The organism is Rossellomorea sp. GCM10028870 (assembly GCF_042666755.1).
Taxonomy (GTDB): Bacteria; Bacillota; Bacilli; order Bacillales; family Bacillaceae_B; genus Rossellomorea.
Genome location: NZ_JBHTGN010000003.1, coordinates 488209 through 509412, shown reverse-complemented (window position 1 = coordinate 509412; position 21204 = coordinate 488209). Strand labels below are relative to the sequence as shown.

The 21204-nt window shown below is 41.6% G+C and carries 17 protein-coding genes; 11 read left to right on the top strand and 6 right to left on the bottom strand.

Translation table 11 applies throughout. The annotated features are described in order from the left end of the window. Nucleotides 1-67 precede the first annotated feature (67 nt). The 5 genes from ACFQWC_RS16230 (at nucleotide 68) to ACFQWC_RS16210 (ending at nucleotide 8235) form a co-directional block, all read left to right on the top strand. Complete coding sequence (locus ACFQWC_RS16230) at nucleotides 68-1426, top strand: PTS transporter subunit EIIC (RefSeq protein WP_299742749.1); 1359 nt, start codon at nucleotides 68-70, stop codon at nucleotides 1424-1426. Further along, nucleotides 1423-2451, top strand: a complete 1029-nt coding sequence (locus ACFQWC_RS16225; protein ID WP_377108475.1) for a MupG family TIM beta-alpha barrel fold protein — start codon at nucleotides 1423-1425, stop codon at nucleotides 2449-2451. The genes ACFQWC_RS16230 and ACFQWC_RS16225 overlap by 4 nt, the downstream gene beginning before the upstream one ends. A gap of 124 nt (nucleotides 2452-2575) precedes the next feature. Further along, nucleotides 2576-4354 (top strand): laminin G domain-containing metallophosphoesterase family protein, encoded by a 1779-nt coding sequence (locus tag ACFQWC_RS16220; RefSeq protein ID WP_377108473.1) that lies wholly within the window; start codon nucleotides 2576-2578, stop codon nucleotides 4352-4354. A gap of 273 nt (nucleotides 4355-4627) precedes the next feature. After that, complete coding sequence (locus ACFQWC_RS16215) at nucleotides 4628-5800, top strand: beta-ketoacyl synthase N-terminal-like domain-containing protein (RefSeq protein ID WP_341357033.1); 1173 nt, start codon at nucleotides 4628-4630, stop codon at nucleotides 5798-5800. 14 nt (nucleotides 5801-5814) lie between these two features. Beyond that, nucleotides 5815-8235 (top strand): putative bifunctional diguanylate cyclase/phosphodiesterase, encoded by a 2421-nt coding sequence (locus tag ACFQWC_RS16210; RefSeq protein ID WP_299742761.1) that lies wholly within the window; start codon nucleotides 5815-5817, stop codon nucleotides 8233-8235. Between the two features lie 53 nt (nucleotides 8236-8288). Here ACFQWC_RS16210 and ACFQWC_RS16205 read toward each other — a convergent pair whose 3' ends face one another. Continuing rightward, nucleotides 8289-9941 carry a M4 family metallopeptidase gene (locus ACFQWC_RS16205; protein WP_299742764.1) on the bottom strand — a complete coding sequence of 551 codons (1653 nt, stop codon included), beginning with the start codon at nucleotides 9939-9941 and terminating at the stop codon, nucleotides 8289-8291. Between the two features lie 476 nt (nucleotides 9942-10417). Between ACFQWC_RS16205 and ACFQWC_RS16200 the strand changes: the two genes are divergently transcribed. From ACFQWC_RS16200 to ACFQWC_RS16175, 6 genes are all read left to right on the top strand, one after another. Beyond that, on the top strand, nucleotides 10418-10543 hold the full coding sequence (locus ACFQWC_RS16200; RefSeq protein WP_299742766.1) for a hypothetical protein: 126 nt from the start codon (nucleotides 10418-10420) through the stop codon (nucleotides 10541-10543). Nucleotides 10544-10788: 245 nt separating this feature from the next. Continuing rightward, on the top strand, nucleotides 10789-12255 hold the full coding sequence (locus ACFQWC_RS16195) for a cell wall-binding repeat-containing protein (RefSeq protein ID WP_377108470.1): 1467 nt from the start codon (nucleotides 10789-10791) through the stop codon (nucleotides 12253-12255). Nucleotides 12256-12434: 179 nt separating this feature from the next. After that, entirely contained in the window at nucleotides 12435-13556 is a 1122-nt protein-coding gene (locus ACFQWC_RS16190; RefSeq protein ID WP_299742772.1) for a sensor histidine kinase, read from the top strand. 193 nt (nucleotides 13557-13749) lie between these two features. Continuing rightward, the gene (locus ACFQWC_RS16185; RefSeq protein WP_299742775.1) at nucleotides 13750-14172 is read left to right on the top strand and encodes a type IV pilus modification PilV family protein; all 423 of its coding nucleotides are present in this window, start codon (nucleotides 13750-13752) and stop codon (nucleotides 14170-14172) included. A 13-nt stretch (nucleotides 14173-14185) separates the two neighbouring features. Further along, the gene (locus ACFQWC_RS16180) at nucleotides 14186-14620 is read left to right on the top strand and encodes a pilus assembly FimT family protein (protein ID WP_377108468.1); all 435 of its coding nucleotides are present in this window, start codon (nucleotides 14186-14188) and stop codon (nucleotides 14618-14620) included. Then, nucleotides 14613-15743 carry a hypothetical protein gene (locus tag ACFQWC_RS16175; protein WP_377108466.1) on the top strand — a complete coding sequence of 377 codons (1131 nt, stop codon included), beginning with the start codon at nucleotides 14613-14615 and terminating at the stop codon, nucleotides 15741-15743. Before ACFQWC_RS16180 ends, ACFQWC_RS16175 begins: the two co-directional genes overlap by 8 nt. A gap of 378 nt (nucleotides 15744-16121) precedes the next feature. Here the strand turns inward: ACFQWC_RS16175 and ACFQWC_RS16170 are convergent, their stop codons facing one another. From ACFQWC_RS16170 to ACFQWC_RS16150, 5 genes are all read right to left on the bottom strand, one after another. Then, entirely contained in the window at nucleotides 16122-17354 is a 1233-nt protein-coding gene (locus ACFQWC_RS16170; RefSeq protein ID WP_341357027.1) for a helix-turn-helix domain-containing protein, read from the bottom strand. Between the two features lie 452 nt (nucleotides 17355-17806). Further along, nucleotides 17807-18397, bottom strand: coding sequence for an SCO family protein (locus ACFQWC_RS16165; RefSeq protein ID WP_299742787.1), 591 nt, complete (start codon nucleotides 18395-18397; stop codon nucleotides 17807-17809). A gap of 74 nt (nucleotides 18398-18471) precedes the next feature. Further along, nucleotides 18472-19467, bottom strand: coding sequence for an aliphatic sulfonate ABC transporter substrate-binding protein (locus ACFQWC_RS16160; RefSeq protein WP_299742790.1), 996 nt, complete (start codon nucleotides 19465-19467; stop codon nucleotides 18472-18474). A gap of 68 nt (nucleotides 19468-19535) precedes the next feature. Next, nucleotides 19536-20291 (bottom strand): ABC transporter permease, encoded by a 756-nt coding sequence (locus ACFQWC_RS16155; protein WP_299742793.1) that lies wholly within the window; start codon nucleotides 20289-20291, stop codon nucleotides 19536-19538. Next, nucleotides 20275-21063, bottom strand: coding sequence for an ABC transporter ATP-binding protein (locus ACFQWC_RS16150; RefSeq protein WP_299742796.1), 789 nt, complete (start codon nucleotides 21061-21063; stop codon nucleotides 20275-20277). The genes ACFQWC_RS16155 and ACFQWC_RS16150 overlap by 17 nt, the downstream gene beginning before the upstream one ends. Nucleotides 21064-21204 lie beyond the last annotated feature (141 nt).

The following is a 21204-nucleotide window of genomic DNA, read 5'->3' as shown; positions in this document are numbered from 1 at the left end:
ACCTGTCCAGTTCTCTTCATAGGAATAGAAGGGGAAATGAATACAACTTGAAAGGGGAAGGTGAACAATGACGAATAAGGAATTAGCTGGCATCATTTTAGAGCAGTTTGGCGGTGCCGATAATATAGCAAGTTATGAAAATTGTATGACCAGACTGAGAGTGAAAGTGTATAACGAAGATCTGGTGCAAAAAGCCAACATCAAGAAAATTGAAGGAGTACTGGGATTTGTAGAAGACGAAACGTATCAGGTCATTTTAGGGCCGGGTAAGGTCAATAAAGTAACGGAAGAATTCGGGAAACTGGTTGCATCCGGATCAGGTGATCTTGATCTGAAAGCCCGTGCCGCTGAGCAAAAAGCGGATTTGAAAAAGAAGAACAGCACACCATTTAAATTACTTCTGAGACGAGTGGCAAATATCTTCATTCCACTGATTCCTGCGTTGATTGCGTCAGGATTGATTACAGGATTTACGAAGTTCTTCGTTCAAGCCGGCTGGTTAAATGGTGAGTCACAGCTTGTGATGATGCTATCAATCATCGGAAGTGGGTTATTCGGCTACCTTGGTATCCTTGTCGGGATGAATGCGGCGAAGGAGTTCGGTGGATCTGCAGCACTTGGTGGCTTGGCGGGTATTCTGATCATCAACCCTGCCATTGGTGATGTCACGCTATTTGGTGAAAATCTGCTTCCAGGCCGGGGCGGATTGATCGGGGTATTGATTGCAGCCATTTTCATGGCGTTCGTGGAGAAAAATGTTCGCAAAGTGATTCCCCAGGCTGTGGACATTATCGTTACACCGACCATTGCGTTACTTGTCACAGGACTATTAACATACACGGTATTCATGCCGGTAGGTGGATTTATTTCAGATTTAATCACGAACGGACTCCTTTCATTGATTGAAATGGGTGGATTGGTCGCTGGATTTGTACTTGGTGCCACCTTCCTGCCACTCGTCGTAACCGGGTTGCATCAAGGATTGACACCGGTTCATTTGGAACTGATCAACACGATCGGGGACGACCCGCTTCTTCCGATCCTTGCAATGGGTGGAGCAGGACAGGTTGGAGCAGCCTTCGCGATCTTCATGAAAACGAAGAAGAAGAAGTTGAAGAGAGCGATTGGCGGAGCACTTCCGGCAGGGATGCTTGGAATTGGTGAACCGCTTATCTTTGGTGTGACGTTACCACTAGGCCGACCATTCCTGACAGCTTGTATAGGTGCCGGATTCGGAGGAGCATTCCAAGCGTACTTTGATGTTGCGACATTCGCGATCGGTGTATCAGGATTGCCCCTGATTTTCCTTGTGAATGCAGGAGAAATTCTATACTACACGATCGGACTTTTAATTGCCTATGCAGCCGGATTTGCCATCACGTATCTGGTTGGCTTTAAAGACGAAATGGCGAGTGAGTTCGAATGATCGGGATCTCCGTTTATTTATCTGACGAAGGAGCCGAAGAGAGAATTCTTCGAGCTTCTTCATTAGGTATCAAGCTTGCGTTCACTTCTCTTCACATTCCTGAAGAGTCGGTGTATAGCAGGGAGCATGTCCGTCACCTGTTATCCATTTTTCAAAGAGAAGGATTCGAAGTGTTTGCTGATGTTTCAAAGAACACGCCTTCCTTTTTAGGGTTAGACAGCTTTGAAGAGTTAAAAGGATTGGGTTTGACGGCACTGCGTCTGGATGATGGGTTTACGGCAGAAGAGATGGTGGCGTTATCCCATCACTTCCAGATTGCCATCAATGCCAGTACCGTCGAGGAAAGGGAACTGAAAGATTGGATCGACAGCGGACTGGAAACAGGAAGCATGATTGCGTGGCATAATTTCTACCCCAAGCCTGAAACGGGATTGGATCGGGCTTACTTTATGAAACAGCAAAGACTGTTTGAAGCTATAAACATTCCGGTTTATGCCTTTATCCCGGGTGACGATGAAAAAAGAGGACCGTTATACAAGGGTCTCCCAACTTTGGAAGATCATCGTGATCAAAACCCATTTGTGAGTGCCATACAATTGAGGTACTGGGGTGTTCAGGGTGTATTCATTGGGGATCCCGGATGTTCACAGGAATTGCTTCGTAAACTAGCGGATGTTGATCAAGAAAATGTATTGGAGCTTTCATATGAGGGCGGCGTTGAAATGGAAGGACAATATCAGCTCCGACCTGATCCGGGAAGAGATGTGTATCGATTGCTGGATACAAGGAAGAGTCACGATGTTCCCCCTTCAAATACTGTAGAAAGACCACGAGGCACCATCACCCAGGACAATGCTCTGTATGGACGCTACAAAGGGGAAATGCAGATTGTCCGAAATGACCTGGAGAAAAACCCTGCCGTGAACGTGATCGGAAGCATTCTCGAGAAAGACCTTGAACTATTGGAATTAGTGGAGCCTGGTCAAAAAATCCGGTTGATGAGAGGGACGGACCTCAGTGAGTGAAGTGCTCGAATAAAATCTTCTAATGATGATTCATTAGAGGATTTTTTTTTTGTTTCAATGCGATACATCTATTATTCGACACGGTCCATACTAACTAGAAAACGCCTGTAAAGGAGGGACGACATTGAGATTAGACAAAAAACACCTGCTATTCATAACGGGACTTGCGGGTTTGATGGTTCTGCTTTGGGTGTTGTTCCCTCCTGTCATTTCCGGACGGGACATGGAAGAGAAAGGTCCTTCTTCAGCCATTGCCGCCCACTGGATCTTCTCAAAGGATTATATTCAATCCGGGACCATCACCGAAAAGGATTTGGTGATGAGAGATGTAAGTGGGAACGCGAATCATCTCCGGTTAATCAACCTGGAAGACTCCAATCAAAAGATTCCTTCCGTACGCTGGTCTGAAGAAGATTACGAACAAAAGGATGGGGTGGAGACTCTGCAGTTTCATCACAAAAAAAGTGATGCCGGAGGTCAATATTTTCAAACCGACAAGGATGCCCCTTTGAATCATAATCGCTTTAAAAACGGATATACCATCGAGGTATTATTCAAACTGCCGAAACAGTTCTCTCCTAAAGATCACGGTGGAATGGGCATTATGTCAAGGGGTGGCGGGCGCTCCACCTTATCTGTCTCCGATTTTAAACAAGTCCAGTGGGCCAGTCAGCCATTAAATCTTCAACGCAGCGAGACAGATTGGTCCCTTGCCCTTGATAGTGTAGAAAACTGGTATCATGTAGCGGTCGTTAATGATGGGAAACATTCAAGCATCTATATAAATGGAGTGGCTGACTTCAGGCACTCCACTGACGCTGAAATATTCGGGATTGATGTTGCAAAAGGAAAGGGATGGAATATCGGGGCATCAGAAAAAGAGAACAAAGCAGATGCCTTGTTTTCGGGGAATTTACAGGAAATACGCATCGCCAATCGAGCTCTTCCACAAGAAGAATGGCTTATCCAACAAAAGGCGGGTGACCACGTCCAAAACGGGTCCAATCACTATCAATCCTTACGAACAAAAAAGAAAAATTATTCCTTTCTTTTTGTCCCTGATCCTCAAAAAACGGTACGCTCTAAACCAGAAATTTTCAAAGAACAAATGAGATGGATTTCTAAGAAATATGAAAAGTTGAATTTCGCCATGACCGCTTTCTTAGGAGACATGGTCGATCAAAGCGATTCGTTGGAGGAATGGGTCCACTCGTCTACAAGCGTCGGTCTCCTCGACCAGGGAAAGGCACCGTATGTAACGATTGCCGGGAATCATGACTACGGTAAAGGAAATCCCTATCTTAAATATTATGGGTCAGGTCGTTTTAAGGACAAATCGTATTTTAAAGGGGCTTCCCCTACTGGATATAGTTCGTATTCCATCATTAAAGCGGGAAGCTATCATTACTTATTCCTATCCCTCGACATGGAACATATGAAGGAGGACATTCCATGGGCAAAAAAGGTTCTAAAAGCACATCCCAAAACACCAACCATCCTTCTTTCTCATCAAATCCTCAACATAGAGGGAGACACTCCCATTGAGACAGAGAGGGGGACACTGGCTTGGGATGAACTGGTCCATCCTTTTAACCAGGTATTCATGACGGTCAATGGCCATCATCAAGGCTCCACTCACAGAGTGAAAAAAAATGCAGCAGGTAATCAGGTTTTACAAATGCTGGTCGACTACCAGTCAAGCTATCACGGTGGCAATGGCTGGATGAGATTTGCAGAATTCGATGAATCTGATAAGGTGATTAGGTTTAAAACCTACTCCCCATGGGTGGATAAACTGCCAAGGCCTCAGAAGACGTATTTTGATGTGGCGTATTTAACGGGGGAACGTGATCAATTCCAGATACCTTTTGATTTTGAAGAGCGGTTTGATTTTGGGCAGTAGTTAATAACGGTGCAATATGCATTTTCTTAAAAGCATGAAGAAATATCTTCATGCTTTTCTATATAATTCAACTTTTTAATCCTTATAAGAAGACTAGAACTAATCATCTCGTGTTATCCACTGTTTTAACTTTATATTTACCTTTAAGAAATGTATCTATCTTCCTAGATATTTGTCGTGAAATGATAGGTTATGTCTAGTTATCTCATATATAATAAGCATTGTAACGTGTTATAGTAACACCGTCTTCTACTAATTTAAAGGATGATTTCAGTGGACAACATTGTGATAACAGGGTACGGAATTAAGGCACCAGGTGTATTAAGTAAAGAAGACTTTCAAAGGGTATTAAGGAACGGTATATGCACTCACTCCGTTCTTGAAAATAGAGGCAAAGATCAGTCCAGTGTAATTGCCGGATTAATAGAAGATGATTTTGCGATTTTGAGAGAAAAAAATTATACAAGGTATCCCCGGTCCACAAGAATGGCATTAGCTGCTGCGAATGATGCTGTTGAAATGGCTGGATTATCATGCGCCCCCCATAGAATTGCTATCATTATAGGTACTTCAGCTGGAGCCATTCTTGAAGTGGAGCACTATTCTTCAGTCGCACTGAACATGAAGAAGTATCCATTGCATGGAGTCTCACTTGTTGACTCACATACATTATCAGCTACCGTAGCGGAACATATAGGTACAAGAGGTCCGACCTTTACCATAACCACAGGGTGCACAGCAAGTTTAGATGCGGTTCTATTGGCAAAACTCTTATTGGAAGCCGGACAAGTTGATGCTTGTATAGTTGGTGGGACAGATGCACCACTTGGACAATGGAGTATCAATGGATTTATTAAGACCAGGGCCATTACTTCCGGTGTACATATCAATGAAACAGGCGTCCCTTTTTCAACAGATCATCAAGGTTTTGTTCTTTCAGAAGGTGCAGGGATTATGGTATTAGAGACTGAAGAGATAGCGCTAAAGCATGGTAAAACCATATATGGCAGAGTTGAAAAAGTATGCTCAAGGAATGAAGGTAAGCCTATTTTGCATACTGATGAAACGGGAGAAGAGATGCTTTCTGTTTATAAAGAAACGTTAGGGAATACTGTTCCTTGCTATGTAAATAGTCAAGCCCTGGGACTCAAAACCAATGATCGAATTGAAGGGATCATACATAAAAAACTATTGACAAACACAGTTCCGCTAACATCCATAAAGGGAATGACTGGTCACTCCTTTGCAGCGATGGGAGCCATACAAATGATTTCTGCTTTACTTTCTATTGAATATGGGTTCATACCTCCTACAATTAAGACAGGAGGGAAGGGATTTGAAGACTTACCGATTGTGTACCAAACCGTCTATCAACCAGTAAGCACTGTAAGTATTACGACTCATGGAAATAGTGGGAATAACGCTTGTGTCATCGTTACTAAATAGGGGGTTTACTTCATATGTTTTTTCTTTTTTTACTTCTAGTCGCCCTTATTCCACTTAGTATTGGGATTACTGTTCTTTTATTGTTCAAGAAAAGTAAACTTTCTAAAGTCTTATTTCTATTCCTGCTATTAGCGTCTTTTTGGCAGGTGGATGTAGCTTTATTGTTTGCTTATGGTGTATTATCCCAGGAAACCATCGATCTGTATTTCAGATTATTTCGAATAGGATCCATCCTTGTATCTCCAACGTTGTATTATGTGGCATACACCATTTATCAAGAAGAATTTCCAAGCTTTAAAAGGAGTAAATGGCGTTTTGTGATGAATAAATATAGCGTTATCTTCTTTTATGTCTGGAGTTTTATTGTTTATTTAGTAGGCTGGAGCAGGCATGGAATTGATACACTTATTCTAATAAAACCAAAGGGATCCTTTGAATTTTATTTTCCTGTATACGGGGAATTATCATGGGTCTTCCATACGAATGTGTTTTTATTTGGATTAAGTATGATCCTTTCATTCTTTATTTCTAAAAGAATACATCATTCAGCTTTGCGGTCATTTTTGTTTCATTTTCTACTCTCTACAGCTGTTGGGTATGGAATAGGGATTTTAAATATGTTTCCTGAATCCAGATTGCTTCCCAGTGCCATATCAGTCATGGTGTTTGCCATATCCATTTTAATTCTTTCGAACCGAATGCATGTTGGAATTGTTAGAGATATGAACAAACAGCTTGATGAACAACGGCTTTTCCTAAGAACAGTAATTGATTTAAATCCTAATTACATTTATGCAAAAGATAAAGATGGACGGTATTCTCTAGTGAATGGATCCTATGCAGGGCTTTATGGTTTAACCAAAGAAGAAATGCTCGGGAAAACGGACTTCGACATACAAATTGATAAAGAAATGGCTGCTTCTATTTATCGTAATGATAAAGCGATCCTTTCAGAGTTAAAAGGTGTATCCATTCCCGAGGAATATTTCACTGATAAAGAAGGGAATATCAGGTGGCTGCAAACGACGAAAATTCCGATCGTCAGTGGGGACGATACCATTTTGCTGGGGGTATCAACAGATATTACACAGCGAAAAAAGCATGAAGACGAACTCATTCATCAAGCAAATCATGACGTATTAACAGGTTTACCGAACAGAAGACTGTTCAATGAGGATTTAACCTCTGTTTTAATAGATCACACTTCTCATAACATCAGCGCTGCTATCATGTTGATTGATTTGGACAGGTTTAAATATATTAATGATACTTTGGGTCATGATTTTGGAGATTTGCTATTAATAGAAGTTTCAAGACGATTAGAGAAATTCCTTGAAATAAATCAGCTGTCTAATTCAAAGGTCTATCGACAGGGTGGCGATGAATTCACTTTACTGTTTCCTAATTTCTCAAGAGAAAAAGCGACTAAAACAGCCAAGCTCCTTCTTGAACAATTTAGCGAAGAGTTTCTAATCATGGATCAAGAATTCTATATTACCCCCAGTATCGGAATCAGCATGTATCCGGAAGATGGTGAAGATGCAAAAACGTTAATGAAAAATGCGGATACAGCAATGTATTATGTTAAAGATCGAGAAAAGAACAGCTTTCAACTGTTCAGCAAAGAAATGAATCAACAGTTTTATAGGAAAATGGTTATTGAGAAAGAATTACGCAATGCTCTCGAAAAGGAAGAATTTCACCTTGTTTACCAGCCACTCTTAAATGTGAAGACAGGATCGATATGTGGAATGGAAGCACTCATCCGCTGGGAAAGTAGCAGCTTAGGTAATGTATCACCAGCTGAATTCATTTCAATAGCTGAGGAAACCGGGCTGATTATCCCTATTGGGCAATGGGTACTCGATCATGCTTTGAAACAAAATCAGCAATGGCAAAAAGCGGGATACAAAGCATTGAAAGTAGGCGTTAATATATCGATTAGACAACTTCTGGACAAATCATTTGTTGGTAAAGTAGAAGAAAGTATCAAGAGATACAGTATTAATCCAGCTTACATTGATTTAGAAGTAACAGAAAGCATTGCCATGTGCGATCAAGAAGTGATGGTGTTTAAACTACAGGAACTAAAGAGGTTAGGAGTAAGTTTATCTATGGATGACTTTGGAACGGGCTATTCATCTCTTAGTTACTTAAAGAAATATCCCTTAGATACATTGAAAATCGATCGATCCTTCATTAGAGGAATTACTTCTCATGAAGATCACCAGGCCATTGTAAGAAGCACTATATCCATGGCAAAACACCTTCACTTAAACGTAACCGCAGAAGGGGTGGAGAGTCAGGAGGAATACCTGTTCTTGAAAACTAGTAACTGTGATTTGGTGCAAGGATATGGGATTGGTCACCCAATGTCTCCAGAGGAGTTCGAGAAAAATGTATTTCTAGAAAATTCCTTACCTGAATGGTTATGAGAAACGTAAAAAAGCATGAAGAATGGATCTTCATGCTTTTTTAATATCCTATTTTACTCCATAATCCCCACAGAATCAAAGCCACCGGCAGCTGCTTCTGCCTCTGCACTGCCTTCTCCATACAAGTCGACAGCAGATTGAATGATCGCTTGACGGGCATCACTGAAATCAGACACAGGCGTCAAATAAATCGTCAATGCCCGGTAATAAATTTTTCCGAGCTTTTCGCGTCCAATATCCTGAGCCGTGAGGTAGGCGGCATGATTAATGATGGACGAGTTAATATGAACACCTCCGTTATCCAAGGAACGGGGAAGATCGTAAAATTCATCCATGTGCGATGGATATTTGCCTTCACCATTTCCGTACTCTACATATTTTGCTCCTACCGGGTATTTGCTTGGGTCACTTAAGCTGCGAAGAGATTCTCTGCCGTCTGCTTTGGCAGCCGGTGCCATGATGTCTTCACCGAGCTCCCAGTTCTCGTCATCGATCAATGCACCGAAGATATCTGCGAAAGCTTCATTTAGCGCCCCTGGTTGAAAGCGGTACACAAGGTTGGCGGAGTTGGAAATGACCCCATGAGTCATTTCATGGGCGGCCACGTCAAGACCGGCAGATAATGGAACCATGAATTCTCCATCACCGTCACCGTACGTCATTTGGCGACCGTTCCAGAAGGCGTTGTTATAATTTGTTCCATAATGAACATAAGAAATGATCGCCATTCCTTCATCATCAAGGGAATTTCGGTCATGCTCATTAAGATAATATTCATACACCTTCTCTGAGTTAAAATGGGCGTCCACGGCAGGACGATCGTACTCTGATTTAAATGAAGCATCCTTATTGGAGAATATCTCTCTTGAAGGATAATCGTACGTTAAAATCCCCTCCAAATCCTCATGGCTATAATCCGCCATCTGGAATTCGGTGCCTGAATGCGGTTCCTTTACTTGTGAGATATGTAGAAGACGATGTTCACCCAATACACCTGTTCCTGTTCCTGTTTGAGTTTTGATCTCTTCGGAATGCATGATTCCATTGTATTGATCCACCACTTTTCCACTTTTCGCATCAACGAACACAAACCAGTTTCCAGGCTCTTCTCCCAGGAAGTTCACATTCACTTTATAGGCCACATGATTTTTCCCTTCAAACGGGTAGATTACGAGTTCCGATGTAGGAGTGTATTCTGTTTTTTCTGGAGCATGAACAGAGGCTTTCGCTGCTTCTACCGCTTTTTCGCTGGTAACGAGCGTAGACGTATTCAGTTCGCTCGTTTCCACTTGTTCATTGTAAGAGCCATTCACAGCTGTGATTTCACTGTTTTTGTTATAGTGAACAATGATTTCAGATCCTTCAACAGGCAGTCCATTCTTTGTTTGATGGAAGCGGACGTGGGTCATCCCCAGCTCATCTTTTTTTGATTCCTTCACTTTCAAACTGGCTTTGGGATTCTTCATTCCAATTTTACTTTTATGTTGATCCAGATAGTTAAGAGCATCATTAGAATTAACTGCAAGGCGTTTGACTGCCTGCTTTTCTTTTACAAAAAGAGGGACATTGGCAATCTCATTCCATTCTTTTGAGGCTGTATTTACAGCGTGTTCCTGGGGTTGGACGGCAAGGGCATCGCTGGACGGAAGGGCGGCAGAAAAGAGAGTAGTAGAAAGGATAATTGGTGCGATTAGTATTTTCTTCAAATTATCTCCTCCTTTAGTAACTTATGTACAAGTATAGAGAGGGTGGAAAATAATTACATGATTCATTTCTATTATCTTAATAGTCTGAATAAATAGGTATTTATTGGCGGGAGGAGAAGGTGGATATAGGTATATTAGAGCAATACACTATTTCCTCTCATTCATTTCGGATTTCAAAGTAATAAGTATGAACTAGTTATTGTCGAAAATTAAAGAATAATGGGGAAGATTATTTAGATAATAATAGGTTATAAATATTAGTTTTGTGGGTACTTAGAATTATGTGAAGAGATAAACCTTACAATAATAAAATTAATTAGCCGCCGGTTTTAATAAAACCTTTGATAGTAATGCACTTCTCTGAAAAAGGTGTCGATAAGTATTTATTCTTAATTTATAGATTATTCTGAAATATATCCTATAATAGAAGTGTAGGAAATATATGTTAATATATCACTTTGTTAGGAGGAATGACAATGTCCGGATATTATATGAAAGAAGTATGGACGCCATTAAAATTAGTAGGGATAAAAATCTTTAAAACAGAAAAAAAACGAGTATTTATGAAGTTTCTCAACAAACCAAGAAAACGTATTTTCTAAGATATAGTTTGATAATCTAATTTGCAATATTTCCATCCTTCATTCCCAACTGCTTTTCTTTCCAAAACCTCACTTTTTATGCTAAATCGCGTATTAAAAATATTCCTTTTTCCACTTATCCATTATATATAAGAAAATAATGGAACCAATTTTTTCACGTCTAGAATTCAGCTTTCTCAAATAATATAAGTTTGTAAACCGATGTTGAGCGTTACATATATTTTCAATCCGAAGGGGCTGGAGTCATGGAGAAAATCAGTACCGGTTTATTTGTCATTCTATTGATCTTCTGTTTGAGTGTTTCGCCGTCGTTTGCCGCTGGTGCGTTTGATTACACAACGATTAAAGAAGAACTTCAATCTCTCTCAAAGAAACCATCTACATCAACACTGGATGACTCTACCTTCACCAGGCTGAAAGAAAGGATGAAAGGATTAAACAAGCCCGATGAAATGAAGTTGATGGGTGAAGTGTATGAACTGGAACCCAATGATTACCCTTACCAGGCTGACTACATCCGCCTCGACGACATCGTACTCGGCACCTTTTGGTGGTCTGAAGACTTGGACTTTTACAGCTTGGATATCGATGAAATGCAAGATACGTATATTTACGGATCGACATTGACGACTCTCAATGATCTGGGGTATTTGCTTTTCACCCAGGAAGGAGAGCCTGTCTATCCCGATGAATGGCTGGAAGATGGTAGCGACAATCTCCAGATCTATTATTCTCTTCCTCCAGGTTCCTATTATCTTGCAGCCACTGACCTGAATATGTTCGGCGGGGATGGAGTATATGGATTGACCGCATTCACTGGAGAGGAAACCGTGGATAATGTGTATCGGATTTACGGAAAAGACCGGCACGAAACCGCCATTGAAATCTCAAAGGTAGGATGGCCTGACGGTGCTGAAACGGTTGTTTTGGCAAGAGACACCACATTCCCTGACGCTTTGGCAGGTGCCCCATTCGCTTATCAAAATGATGCACCGATCCTATTAAATCCAAAGGATAGCTTAAATGGTAAGGTGAAAGAACGAATAAAAGAATTAGGGGCTAAGAAGGTTGTCATTTTAGGGGGGGAGGGTGCAATATCAGCTAAAGTTGCAAAGGATTTACAGAATAACGGCTTGGATGTCCGTCGAATCGGGGGGAAAACCAGATATGAAACGGCTGCGAAACTTGCAAAAGAATTAGGGTATTACGATCAGGCAGTCATTGCCTACGGCGGCAATTTCCCTGATGCTTTATCTATTGCCCCTTTTGCTGCCTCAAGTGGAATACCTATCCTGTTAAGTCCTGCTAATGCATTAGCAGATGAAACGAAGGAGGCTCTGAAAAATGTCACGGACACAATCATCGTAGGAGGAAAATCAGCCATTTCAGACGGAGTCCAAAAGCAACTTGCTACAAAGAATCCTGTGCGGATTTCAGGTAAAGACCGTTATGAAACATCGGTCAACATCGCCACACAACTTGAAATGCCCGGAGATATCATCACCGTTGCCACCGGTCAAAACTTTGCCGATGCACTGACTGGTTCTGTACTCGCCTCCAAATACTACGAACCTATCATCCTGGTAGAAAAAAATAAGGTTCCTGACGCTGTACGGAAATATATTTCAGAAAATGGAACGTGGTACTATACTGTACTTGGGGGAGAAGGTGCCGTTTCTCAAAAAGTGGTAGAGGAGCTCAGCGGTTTATAGGAAATATCAGAAAGACCAATGACGCCTCGGGTGTTCATTGGTCTTATTTTATTTTCATCTGTTTCAATTATTCCCCAACTAATAAAATACCAAATGACTCTCATCCTATCCCTTATTTTCTGTTATGATGATATCAACGAATATTTTGACAATAAACGGAATGAAGGGACTGCCATTCAATGACTAGTGCTTCAACCACGCTGATACAATTTCTGGAAAATCATTCAGATGAATTTTTACATAATTGGCTAAAAGACATCGTTATTTCAGAAAACGATTTATATAAAGAAGAAGTGTTGAAAAATGGGGTGAAAATGTTTCAATTAGTGAAACGTGCGATCGAGAAGCCCCTCAGTGAAGAAGAAATTACCTACCTTGCCCACAAGACTGCACTGGAACGAGTCAACGCAAACGTCAATATCAGTGAGTTTGTGTACAACGTGAATATAGGAAAAAGCATCATCATAAAATGGGTAAGTAATTCAGGGATCGAGCTCCGGGAATTACAGCCCATCTTTGAAGAAATCAATGCGTTATTCGACCGTTTTTCCTACTTGGCCGTCAGAAAATATACGGAAATCAAAGAGCAGCAGCTCCAGGAAAAAGAGTCGTATATCGACCAGACCCATAAAGAAAGGCTGACGATTCTGGGACAGATGAGTTCGAGCTTTGTCCATGAATTTAGAAACCCACTCACTTCCATCATCGGGTTCACCAAGCTCTTGCAGAACGGTTATCCTGACTTACCGTATCTGGATATAATGCAGCATGAGCTTGAGCAATTGAATTACCGTATCTCTCAATTCCTACATGTGTCGAGAAAAGATTTAATTGAGAGTGTAAGGGAAGAGATCATCCTTTCCGACCATCTTGAAGAAACCATTGAATTCTTGTATCCCAGCCTTCTGGATGGCGATGTAACCATTGATTTTAAGTGTGATACGGCCATCAGGGTATTGGGGAACAGGGATGAGCTTAGACAGGTTTTTCTTAACCTGATCATGAACTCGATTGACGCTCTTCAAGAAGTGGAAGGCCACCGTCAGATCATCGTTTCCTGTGAAGAAGAAGCAGGCAAGACAAAACTGGAGATCTCCAATAATGGCCCGCGGATTAAGGAGGAGACCATCGAAGCCATCTTTGAACCCTTTTACACGACGAAAGATCTTGGAACCGGAATCGGTCTATATATCTGTAAAAAGTTGATTGAGAAGCATGGCGGTGAAATTCGTTGTCATTCGAACGATGAGTGGACGACGTTTACGATCGGTATTCCTGTTGAATCCAATCTGGTTATCTAAAGGAATACCGGCTTATCGGTGCAATCTATCGGTGCCAGGCACACAACGTGGTTTTTGTGCCTGGCACCGATAGATTGGCATCGTTTTTTTTTTTTTGGTTGATTTTAACACATGATTGAGTGATTAGTAGAATGGGAATGATATAATCGATATAGGAAAATATAATCAGTTGAAGAGGAGGTTGGATGAGATCATGACACAAAATGAAAAAGGGATTACGTTACTTGAAGTGCTTTTGTCGATGGTGATCTTATCGATCGTTCTCTTGACAATTGTGTATTTCTTTCCCCAGATGGGCAGGATGAATACGTATAATGGCGAGAAAATGAAGGCTGTGAACGTGGCCAGGGGAGAACTTGCTGCGTGGAAGGAAAGGGGAAGTCTTGACACACCGCCCCCACATTACATAAAAAATGAAGGAACAGACCCCAATGACTATCATTATTTCACTTCCACAATCGATGGATTTGAGGTAAATGTAACGATCAATAAACACTCGGATTTGGATACAGCGGAATCTCCATCCCCAACAAAAGCTCATCAATTACTCGTTCAAGTGGTTGAAGATCAAAAAATAGTAAGTGAAACCTACGGATACGTGATGGTAAATGACTAAGGGGGCTTCTACATTGATACATAACGAACGGGGATTATCATTTGTTGAAGTCCTTGCTACATTAACGATTTTGTCGATTATAGGTGCAGTTGTGTGGAACGTTTTCTTTCAGGGAATTAATTATACGAAAAAGGCAGTCTCACAAAATAGTATTCAGCAGGAAGCGAATAGTTTAACGATGAAGTTGACGAGGATTCATCAGACTTCTGAATCCTATGAATTGGAAAACCCGGATTGTACCATCAAAGTGAAATACAGTGAAAAAGAAGAGGAGTTTCATCATAACGATCTGTGTTTTTCACTGGAAAATGCCCCGGAAGAACCCATCAAACCAAGCAAGATCGATTACCCTTTACTCGTCACGATCACAGATAAGCACCATCCCAACAATAAGTTCGTCATCGATACAACCTTATATAGACTGAAGGGAAGTAACCATAGTGAATGATCTAAAAAACGAAAAAGGATATGCATTGGTAACCGTCTTATTAATGATGGTTGTTTTTATGGTGATTTCATTATCCTTCATGGGCCAATCCTTTAGCAGTGTGAAGCAAAATAAGGAAGTAGAGAAGGACTATCAATCGGTTGCATTGGCGGAGATGGGCGTGGAGTATTTTGAAGGTAAGATCAGGAATGTCTTGAAAGAAGCAGAGGTAGAGGGGGCAACAAATAGTGAAGATTTAAAGGTGAAAGTTGAAGGGTCCCTGGAAAATGAAAAGGTAGAGATAGAAGATGAAGAATTGGGTTCTTATTTTCAAATCACTAAAAATGATGATTTAACGAACTTTAGTGACCTTAATGAACAAAAGAATGAACTATTCATCCATTTTAAAAGCTTAGGAAGTTCGGAAAGTAAAGAAACTATCTTACTTACGACCATGACGATACCTATTACAATCGGATCAACCTCTTCAAAAGAACTACCAGATTTCAATCAAATCCGGAAACCGGAAAACCTACGGGGGGAATGCAAAAACCCACCGATTATTTATGATCGTTGCGACGAAATTTTAGTTCTGGGATCGGGATCCTATCCTCAAAATCATAATGACTTGGAAGACAAGCTTATTTATACAACCGGAGCACTCATACTGGACGGTAATGCCAATAACATGAACACTACACAAATTCATTCTGACGGATCCATGTCACTGGGGAAGAATATGAATAATGCTTCAAACGTGATCCTTGAAGTAAAGGGTGCGATGAGCTTTGGAGGACACCTAAGATTGGACAGTTCCAAGGTATATGTCGGAGGCAGCATGAGCCTTGACGGGCATATGGATATAGAAGACAATTCCTATACGTATGTTGGGGGGGGCGCTTCTATTTCCAAACACTTATCCATTCGTAAAAACTCAAAAATGTGTGTGGCCGGTAACCTAGAAGCCAGTCAGATACATGTAAATGGTAAGTTATTTGTGAAAGGTTCTGTAAGTGGGGATGTTAAGTCTGGTCAGCCAACCTATGTCAACCGCACTGACTTTGTGAAAAATTGCGGTGTAAGCGTTTCTTCTCAAACGTTATCCATTATGTGGGATGATATTTCCACTGAAGTTGATTATTGATGGTATAAATGCAAGCCTTTCACTTTTGGTGGAAGGTTTTTTTAGTAGATATTCATACGGTATATCTACTCCTTCTTCTGTTAAAGCTGACTAGTAAAATACATAAAGTCGGGAGATGCAGGATGATAGAAAAAGAAGGAAGTCTATTTGAAGGTTTGTTTTGGGGTGTGTTATTCAGTATACCCCTTTGGATCTCGTTTTTTGGATGGGTGAAGCTGGTGAACGTTGAGGAAGAATGAGGATTGAATGTGTACCAGGTATAAATCGCCGTTTTTGTACCAGGCACGTCCCCCACATGATGTACCTGGTACACTTGTAATGACAGGTGTGCCAGGCACCGTTATTGGGTTTAGTGCCAGGCACCGCAATTCTCATCCACTATGTCATTAATTGAGTGGATAATTGAACCGCCTTTTTATACTCCTCGGACTCTACGTAATACTCATAGAGCACTTTCCCAAACCTCTCAATCAACAGCACATTCTTCGCTTCAAAAAAATAAGGCAGTGCTTTGTTTTCGAGATATGAGAAGTAGTCATCGATTTTGTTGTCTATACGGAGAGAAAAAAGTTCGAATAATGTAATGAATAAAGTACTGTTTGCGCTTTTGCTCTCTGATAGACCGCGTTGGATGTGTTTCTTTATCTGTTTAGAATGGACGAGATTTCCTTCGATGCATGCATCCGTATAATTACATAATCGCCGCAAATATGACATAGAACCTTTTTTTGCTAGATCCAACGCTTCTTTAAAGCATTTTTTGGCTAGGGCATATTCTTCACGATTGTAATACTCGTACCCTAAGTTATTTAAGAGAGTCCCTTTTTGATCTAAATACCCAAGTGAATCGCTGTCCTGAATCAGGCTCTCATACCTTTCCACCAGATCTTCAAATTCGAGATACATCTCACTGCTCAGCTGAAGGAGCATTAAGGACTCAGCCTTGATTGCACCGGAGTAATTATTCGTCTTTTTAAAATAACTGAGGGATTTACCGGCGTGAAAGTAGGACATTACTTTATTTCCGATGCAGTGATAAGCAATGGATATATGATAATGGCATTCTTCATTTTTGTATTCATCCATATTTATTTTCTTTAAGATTTGTACGGCTTTTTGCTGGTTTTCTTCCGTAGTGTCTCTAATATAAATAAGCCCTTGAACGTGATAAAACAGATTGGTCTCAAAGGCTGTAAGAGGACTTGAACCCCTTTGGATGGAATCCAGTATGTTTGAAGAGAGGTCATCTTTATTATGCAGGATGTAGTACCTCGCCCTAAGTAAGTGGTAATAGACACCATATTTCGAGGATTCGAGAAACGGGGACTTTTCAAGTTCGGATTTCATTTGTTCAACGAGGTTCATCCTCCTCATAATGATGCTATTGTGCCATAGTTGCAACTGCTTTTCGACTTGATTAGAGGAGTTGATCTCGTGAAGAATGTCGATCCCCAGCCGTTCTGAGAACAGTGAAATAATATCGTCGGAATAAGCCGTCTTACCCCTCTCGATCTTACTGACATGCGTCGTTGTACATATCCCTTCCCCCAATTGAGACTGAGTGAGACCTGCTTTTTCCCTATAAAATCGAATGATTTCCCCTGTGTGCATGGGTAACCCCCTCCTTAAAAATATCCCTTTACGAGTAGTATTTGTTAGGGTGAGGGGTTTTTCCTGCTTTGAGAGTGATGGTGAAAGTTAAATGAGTGGATAGGCATGGGGTTTTGGTGGAATTTGGTTTGGCAATCGGAGAGAGGATGGAGAGTAGGGAAGAATTTAAGCATAAAGATTTTTCGACAAGCAGGATCAATTATTTAAATACAGGATTGATTATTCCCACTTAGGGATCAATTATTTGAAATGGGGATTAAAAAATTCAAATCGGGATTAATCTACCGTGAAAGTGGATAAATTATAAAGTCTAAATGAAATAATCCTACTATTCCACACAAATTTTCCCGGAAACGGTGCCGATAAACTAAAGAAGCAAGCTAAAAAAGAGTTCCATACAAACTTCAGACGTGATCCACATAAAAAAACCTCTTCGATCTCAATCGAAAAGGTCATTTCAACTTCTCAATATCCTCAATCATCTCTTCATAAGGAGGATTGGACACTCCTTCATACTGCTTTAACAAAACCCCATTTTCACTCACTAAATAAAATGACGTTCCATGAACAAACTGATTCGATCCTTCTACTTGAGCAGCAGGAGTTTTAAACGAAACATTGGCGAAGGATTCAATCTCATCACGGGAGTATCCCGTTAAAAAGCTCCAATTCTCATCATCCATTTCATATCGTCCACTATATTGTTTCAACACCTCAGGAGTATCATGTTCAGGATCCACACTAATTGAAACCAGCTGTACATCATCATCCAATCCCGCATCTGCTATCTTCTTTTGAAGCTTCGACATATTCGCTGTCATGGGGAGACAAACGGTATCACAATTTGTAAAGATGAAATCAGCAATCACAATCTTTCCTTTATTGAGATCCGCTAATGACGTGGTCTCCCCATTCTGATCCACAGCAACCAAGTCACCGACCTCTACTTTCATGGGAAAAGACTCTTCACTATTTTCACCTTGGCAGCCAGCCAGCAAGAAAAGGGATAAGGCAATCGCAGCAATAATAGACTTTACTCTCACTTAACATCCTCCTTCTGAAACAGAGGTCCGTCCCTCGTTGGTTACAAATCAGCGAGGGACGGACCTTGGTCAGGTTAGTCTATGAATTGTTTGTCAATTAGATCGGTGAATTCCGGTTTTTCTTTGAGGAATTTCAGTTCATAGGATGAGTCGGCAAATGCTTGAACGGCCTCGGAGTCCACTTTGTAAGTGAAACCGATGCGTTCCCATGCCTGGTCGACGGCTTCTTTGCTTAGTTCTTGACCGGTTACGTCTTTCACGTCTTTAATGGTGATTTCTTTTGCTTCTTCAGGATTTTCTTTAATGAAAGAAGTCGCTTCTTTATGGGCGTCAACGATTTTTTGGATGGTGTCAGGGTTTTCTTTCACAGATTTTCCAGACGCTACAAGTACTGAAGCAGGTAGTGTTTCACCGAAAGAAATTTCATCATGATCGATGATTACATTTGCACCTGTTTCCTGTTGAATCACTGCTGCCCATGGTTCCGGGGCAACGGCGATGTCGACTTTACCAGATTTCAGCATGCTCGCATATTGTGCCGGATTTCCGGTTACGTGTTTCATGGTCCCGCCGATACGTTGAGATTCAATCCCATGTTCTTGAAGGAATGTTTCGACCTGCACATCATGCGTGCACCCGACCGCAGGGGTGATGAAGGATTTGCCTGCAAAATCGGCGACGGATTTCACACCGCTTTCTTTACTTGCAAGAACCACCGTTCCACCAGTGGATCCCCCACCGATGATCTTCACGTCAGCACCGGTCATGTAGTTGTTCATGGCTGGGCCTGGCCCGACAAGACCGGCATCAATTTCACCTGTTTTCAATGCGGTCATAAACGATGATCCATCGGGGAAGGTTTTATATTCAATCTTTGTACCGTCTCCCAGCTGCTTTTCATAAAATCCTTTGTCCTTCGCCACCATAGCTGGAACGTGGTTAATATTAGGGAAATAGCCGATGACGACTTTCTCGCTTACGTTACCGCCTGAACTCTTTTCAGTCCCGCAGCCTGCCAGAACACCTAGGAAAGTAAAGAAAATCGTTAAGAGTAGAAAAGCTTTTTTCATTTTGTAACCTCCTGTTTTTTTATTAATGACGCAGGAAATGAGTACCTGCCGTATAATCTCCACTATGCTTATGACTCCAATCCCCAACGCGTAATGACTGATTTCTCAATACGCTGGAAGATCAGCTGATCCACGATGGCACCGATGACTCCAATGATGATCATCACGGCAATGACGAGGCTCATATCCCCGAAATCCGATGCGTATCGGAGGGTGTATCCAAGGCCGGGTCCGGTGCTCAGCAGTTCCCCTGCCATCAAAGCTCTCCAGGCGAATGCCCATGCAAGACGTGAACCCGTGACCACATAAGGGATCGATGCCGGGAAGATGACTCGAATGAATAAGTCCAAACCTCTCGATCCCATGGTTTGAGCTGCTTTTAAAAAGAGGGGGGAGACGTTTTTTATGCCCATTCGAATGTTGAGGGCCATGACGAATGTGCCGCCAAGGATGACGACGAAAATCACCGCTTTTTCATTGAGGCCGAACCACATGATGGCTAGAGGCAGCCACACGATACTCGGTACACTCTGGAATGCCAGCAGTAATGAGCCCAGCGTATCGTCAGCTGTTTTGGATTTGGCAAGAAGAACGCCGATGCTGGTTCCGATAACGAGCGAAATCCCCAATCCGATGAATAAGCGTTTGAAACTCGCAATAAGGTCAATGATCAAGGTTTGATCTGCAATTCCTATAAAAAGGGCCTGGAAAACGGAACTGGGAGAGGGGAGGACAACTTCTGTCCATAGTCCGAATCGTGATCCCGATTCCCAAAGGCCTATAATGAGGGCGAAAAAGATAATGCGTTTAAGAGCTGTGTTCATAGGCCAATTCCTCACTTATCACTTTGTCGATTTCCTTCTTCAAATAACCCATAATATGTTCTTCGATCTTTACCATTTCTTCTTTATGAGCATCCCGTGGACGAGGAAGATCTACTTTGATATCCGCCAATATCGTACCAGGTCGGGTACCCATGACGATGATCCGGTCTGAGAGTTTAATAGATTCCGAGATACTGTGTGTGACGAACAGGACGGTTTTCTTCGTTTCCATCCAGATCGTTTCAAGCTGATGGTGAAGACGGGAGCGGGTCTGTTCATCCAGCGCGCCGAATGGTTCATCCATGAGAAGGATTTCCGGGTTCATGGAGAGAGCCCGGGCAATGGCCACCCGTTGCTGCATCCCTCCTGACAGCTCATGAGGGTAATGATCCTGATAGTTTCCCAGCTGGACCATATGTAAGTATTTAGCTGCTTGTTGCCGTGCCACTTTCTTAGACATTTCTTTTTTGAGAGGGAATGTCACGTTGTCCCGCACGTTCAGCCACGGGAATAAGGCTGCCTGCTGGAAAACCATCCCCCGGTCTTTTCCGGGTTTTTTGATCGGATTTCCATCTACAAGAATTTCTCCCGAAGTAGAGGAGGTCAGTCCTGCCACGATGGAGAGGAGGGTAGACTTTCCACATCCCGAAGGCCCCAGGATTGAAACAAACTCACCCTTTTCTATGCCGAGATTAATCTCCTTCAGTACATCGGTTGGATTTCCTGACTTATCGAGGTATTGCTTATTGAGATGGTTGATCTGTATAAACATGTCATCATCCTTATCTTATAAATCTTATTAGTTTAGTCGGAATATAAATAATACAATTATAGTATATAGCGGATGGTTGTCAAGGTTTCCTTTATTTTGAAGGGGTTAGATAAACGGGTGCAAGGCACTAATAGGTGGTTT

Excerpts from the sequence above, each read along its gene's own strand:
- ACFQWC_RS16230 (WP_299742749.1), top strand. The coding sequence starts at position 68 with ATGACGAATAAGGAATTAGCTGGCATCATTTTAGAGCAGTTTGGCGGT.
- ACFQWC_RS16225 (WP_377108475.1), top strand. The coding sequence starts at position 1,423 with ATGATCGGGATCTCCGTTTATTTATCTGACGAAGGAGCCGAAGAGAGA.
- ACFQWC_RS16210 (WP_299742761.1), top strand. The coding sequence starts at position 5,815 with ATGTTTTTTCTTTTTTTACTTCTAGTCGCCCTTATTCCACTTAGTATT.
- ACFQWC_RS16200 (WP_299742766.1), top strand. The coding sequence starts at position 10,418 with ATGTCCGGATATTATATGAAAGAAGTATGGACGCCATTAAAATTAGTA.
- ACFQWC_RS16195 (WP_377108470.1), top strand. The coding sequence starts at position 10,789 with ATGGAGAAAATCAGTACCGGTTTATTTGTCATTCTATTGATCTTCTGT.
- ACFQWC_RS16190 (WP_299742772.1), top strand. The coding sequence starts at position 12,435 with ATGACTAGTGCTTCAACCACGCTGATACAATTTCTGGAAAATCATTCA.
- ACFQWC_RS16185 (WP_299742775.1), top strand. The coding sequence starts at position 13,750 with ATGACACAAAATGAAAAAGGGATTACGTTACTTGAAGTGCTTTTGTCG.
- ACFQWC_RS16170 (WP_341357027.1), bottom strand. The coding sequence starts at position 17,354 with ATGCACACAGGGGAAATCATTCGATTTTATAGGGAAAAAGCAGGTCTC.
- ACFQWC_RS16160 (WP_299742790.1), bottom strand. The coding sequence starts at position 19,467 with ATGAAAAAAGCTTTTCTACTCTTAACGATTTTCTTTACTTTCCTAGGT.
- ACFQWC_RS16155 (WP_299742793.1), bottom strand. The coding sequence starts at position 20,291 with ATGAACACAGCTCTTAAACGCATTATCTTTTTCGCCCTCATTATAGGC.
- ACFQWC_RS16150 (WP_299742796.1), bottom strand. The coding sequence starts at position 21,063 with ATGTTTATACAGATCAACCATCTCAATAAGCAATACCTCGATAAGTCA.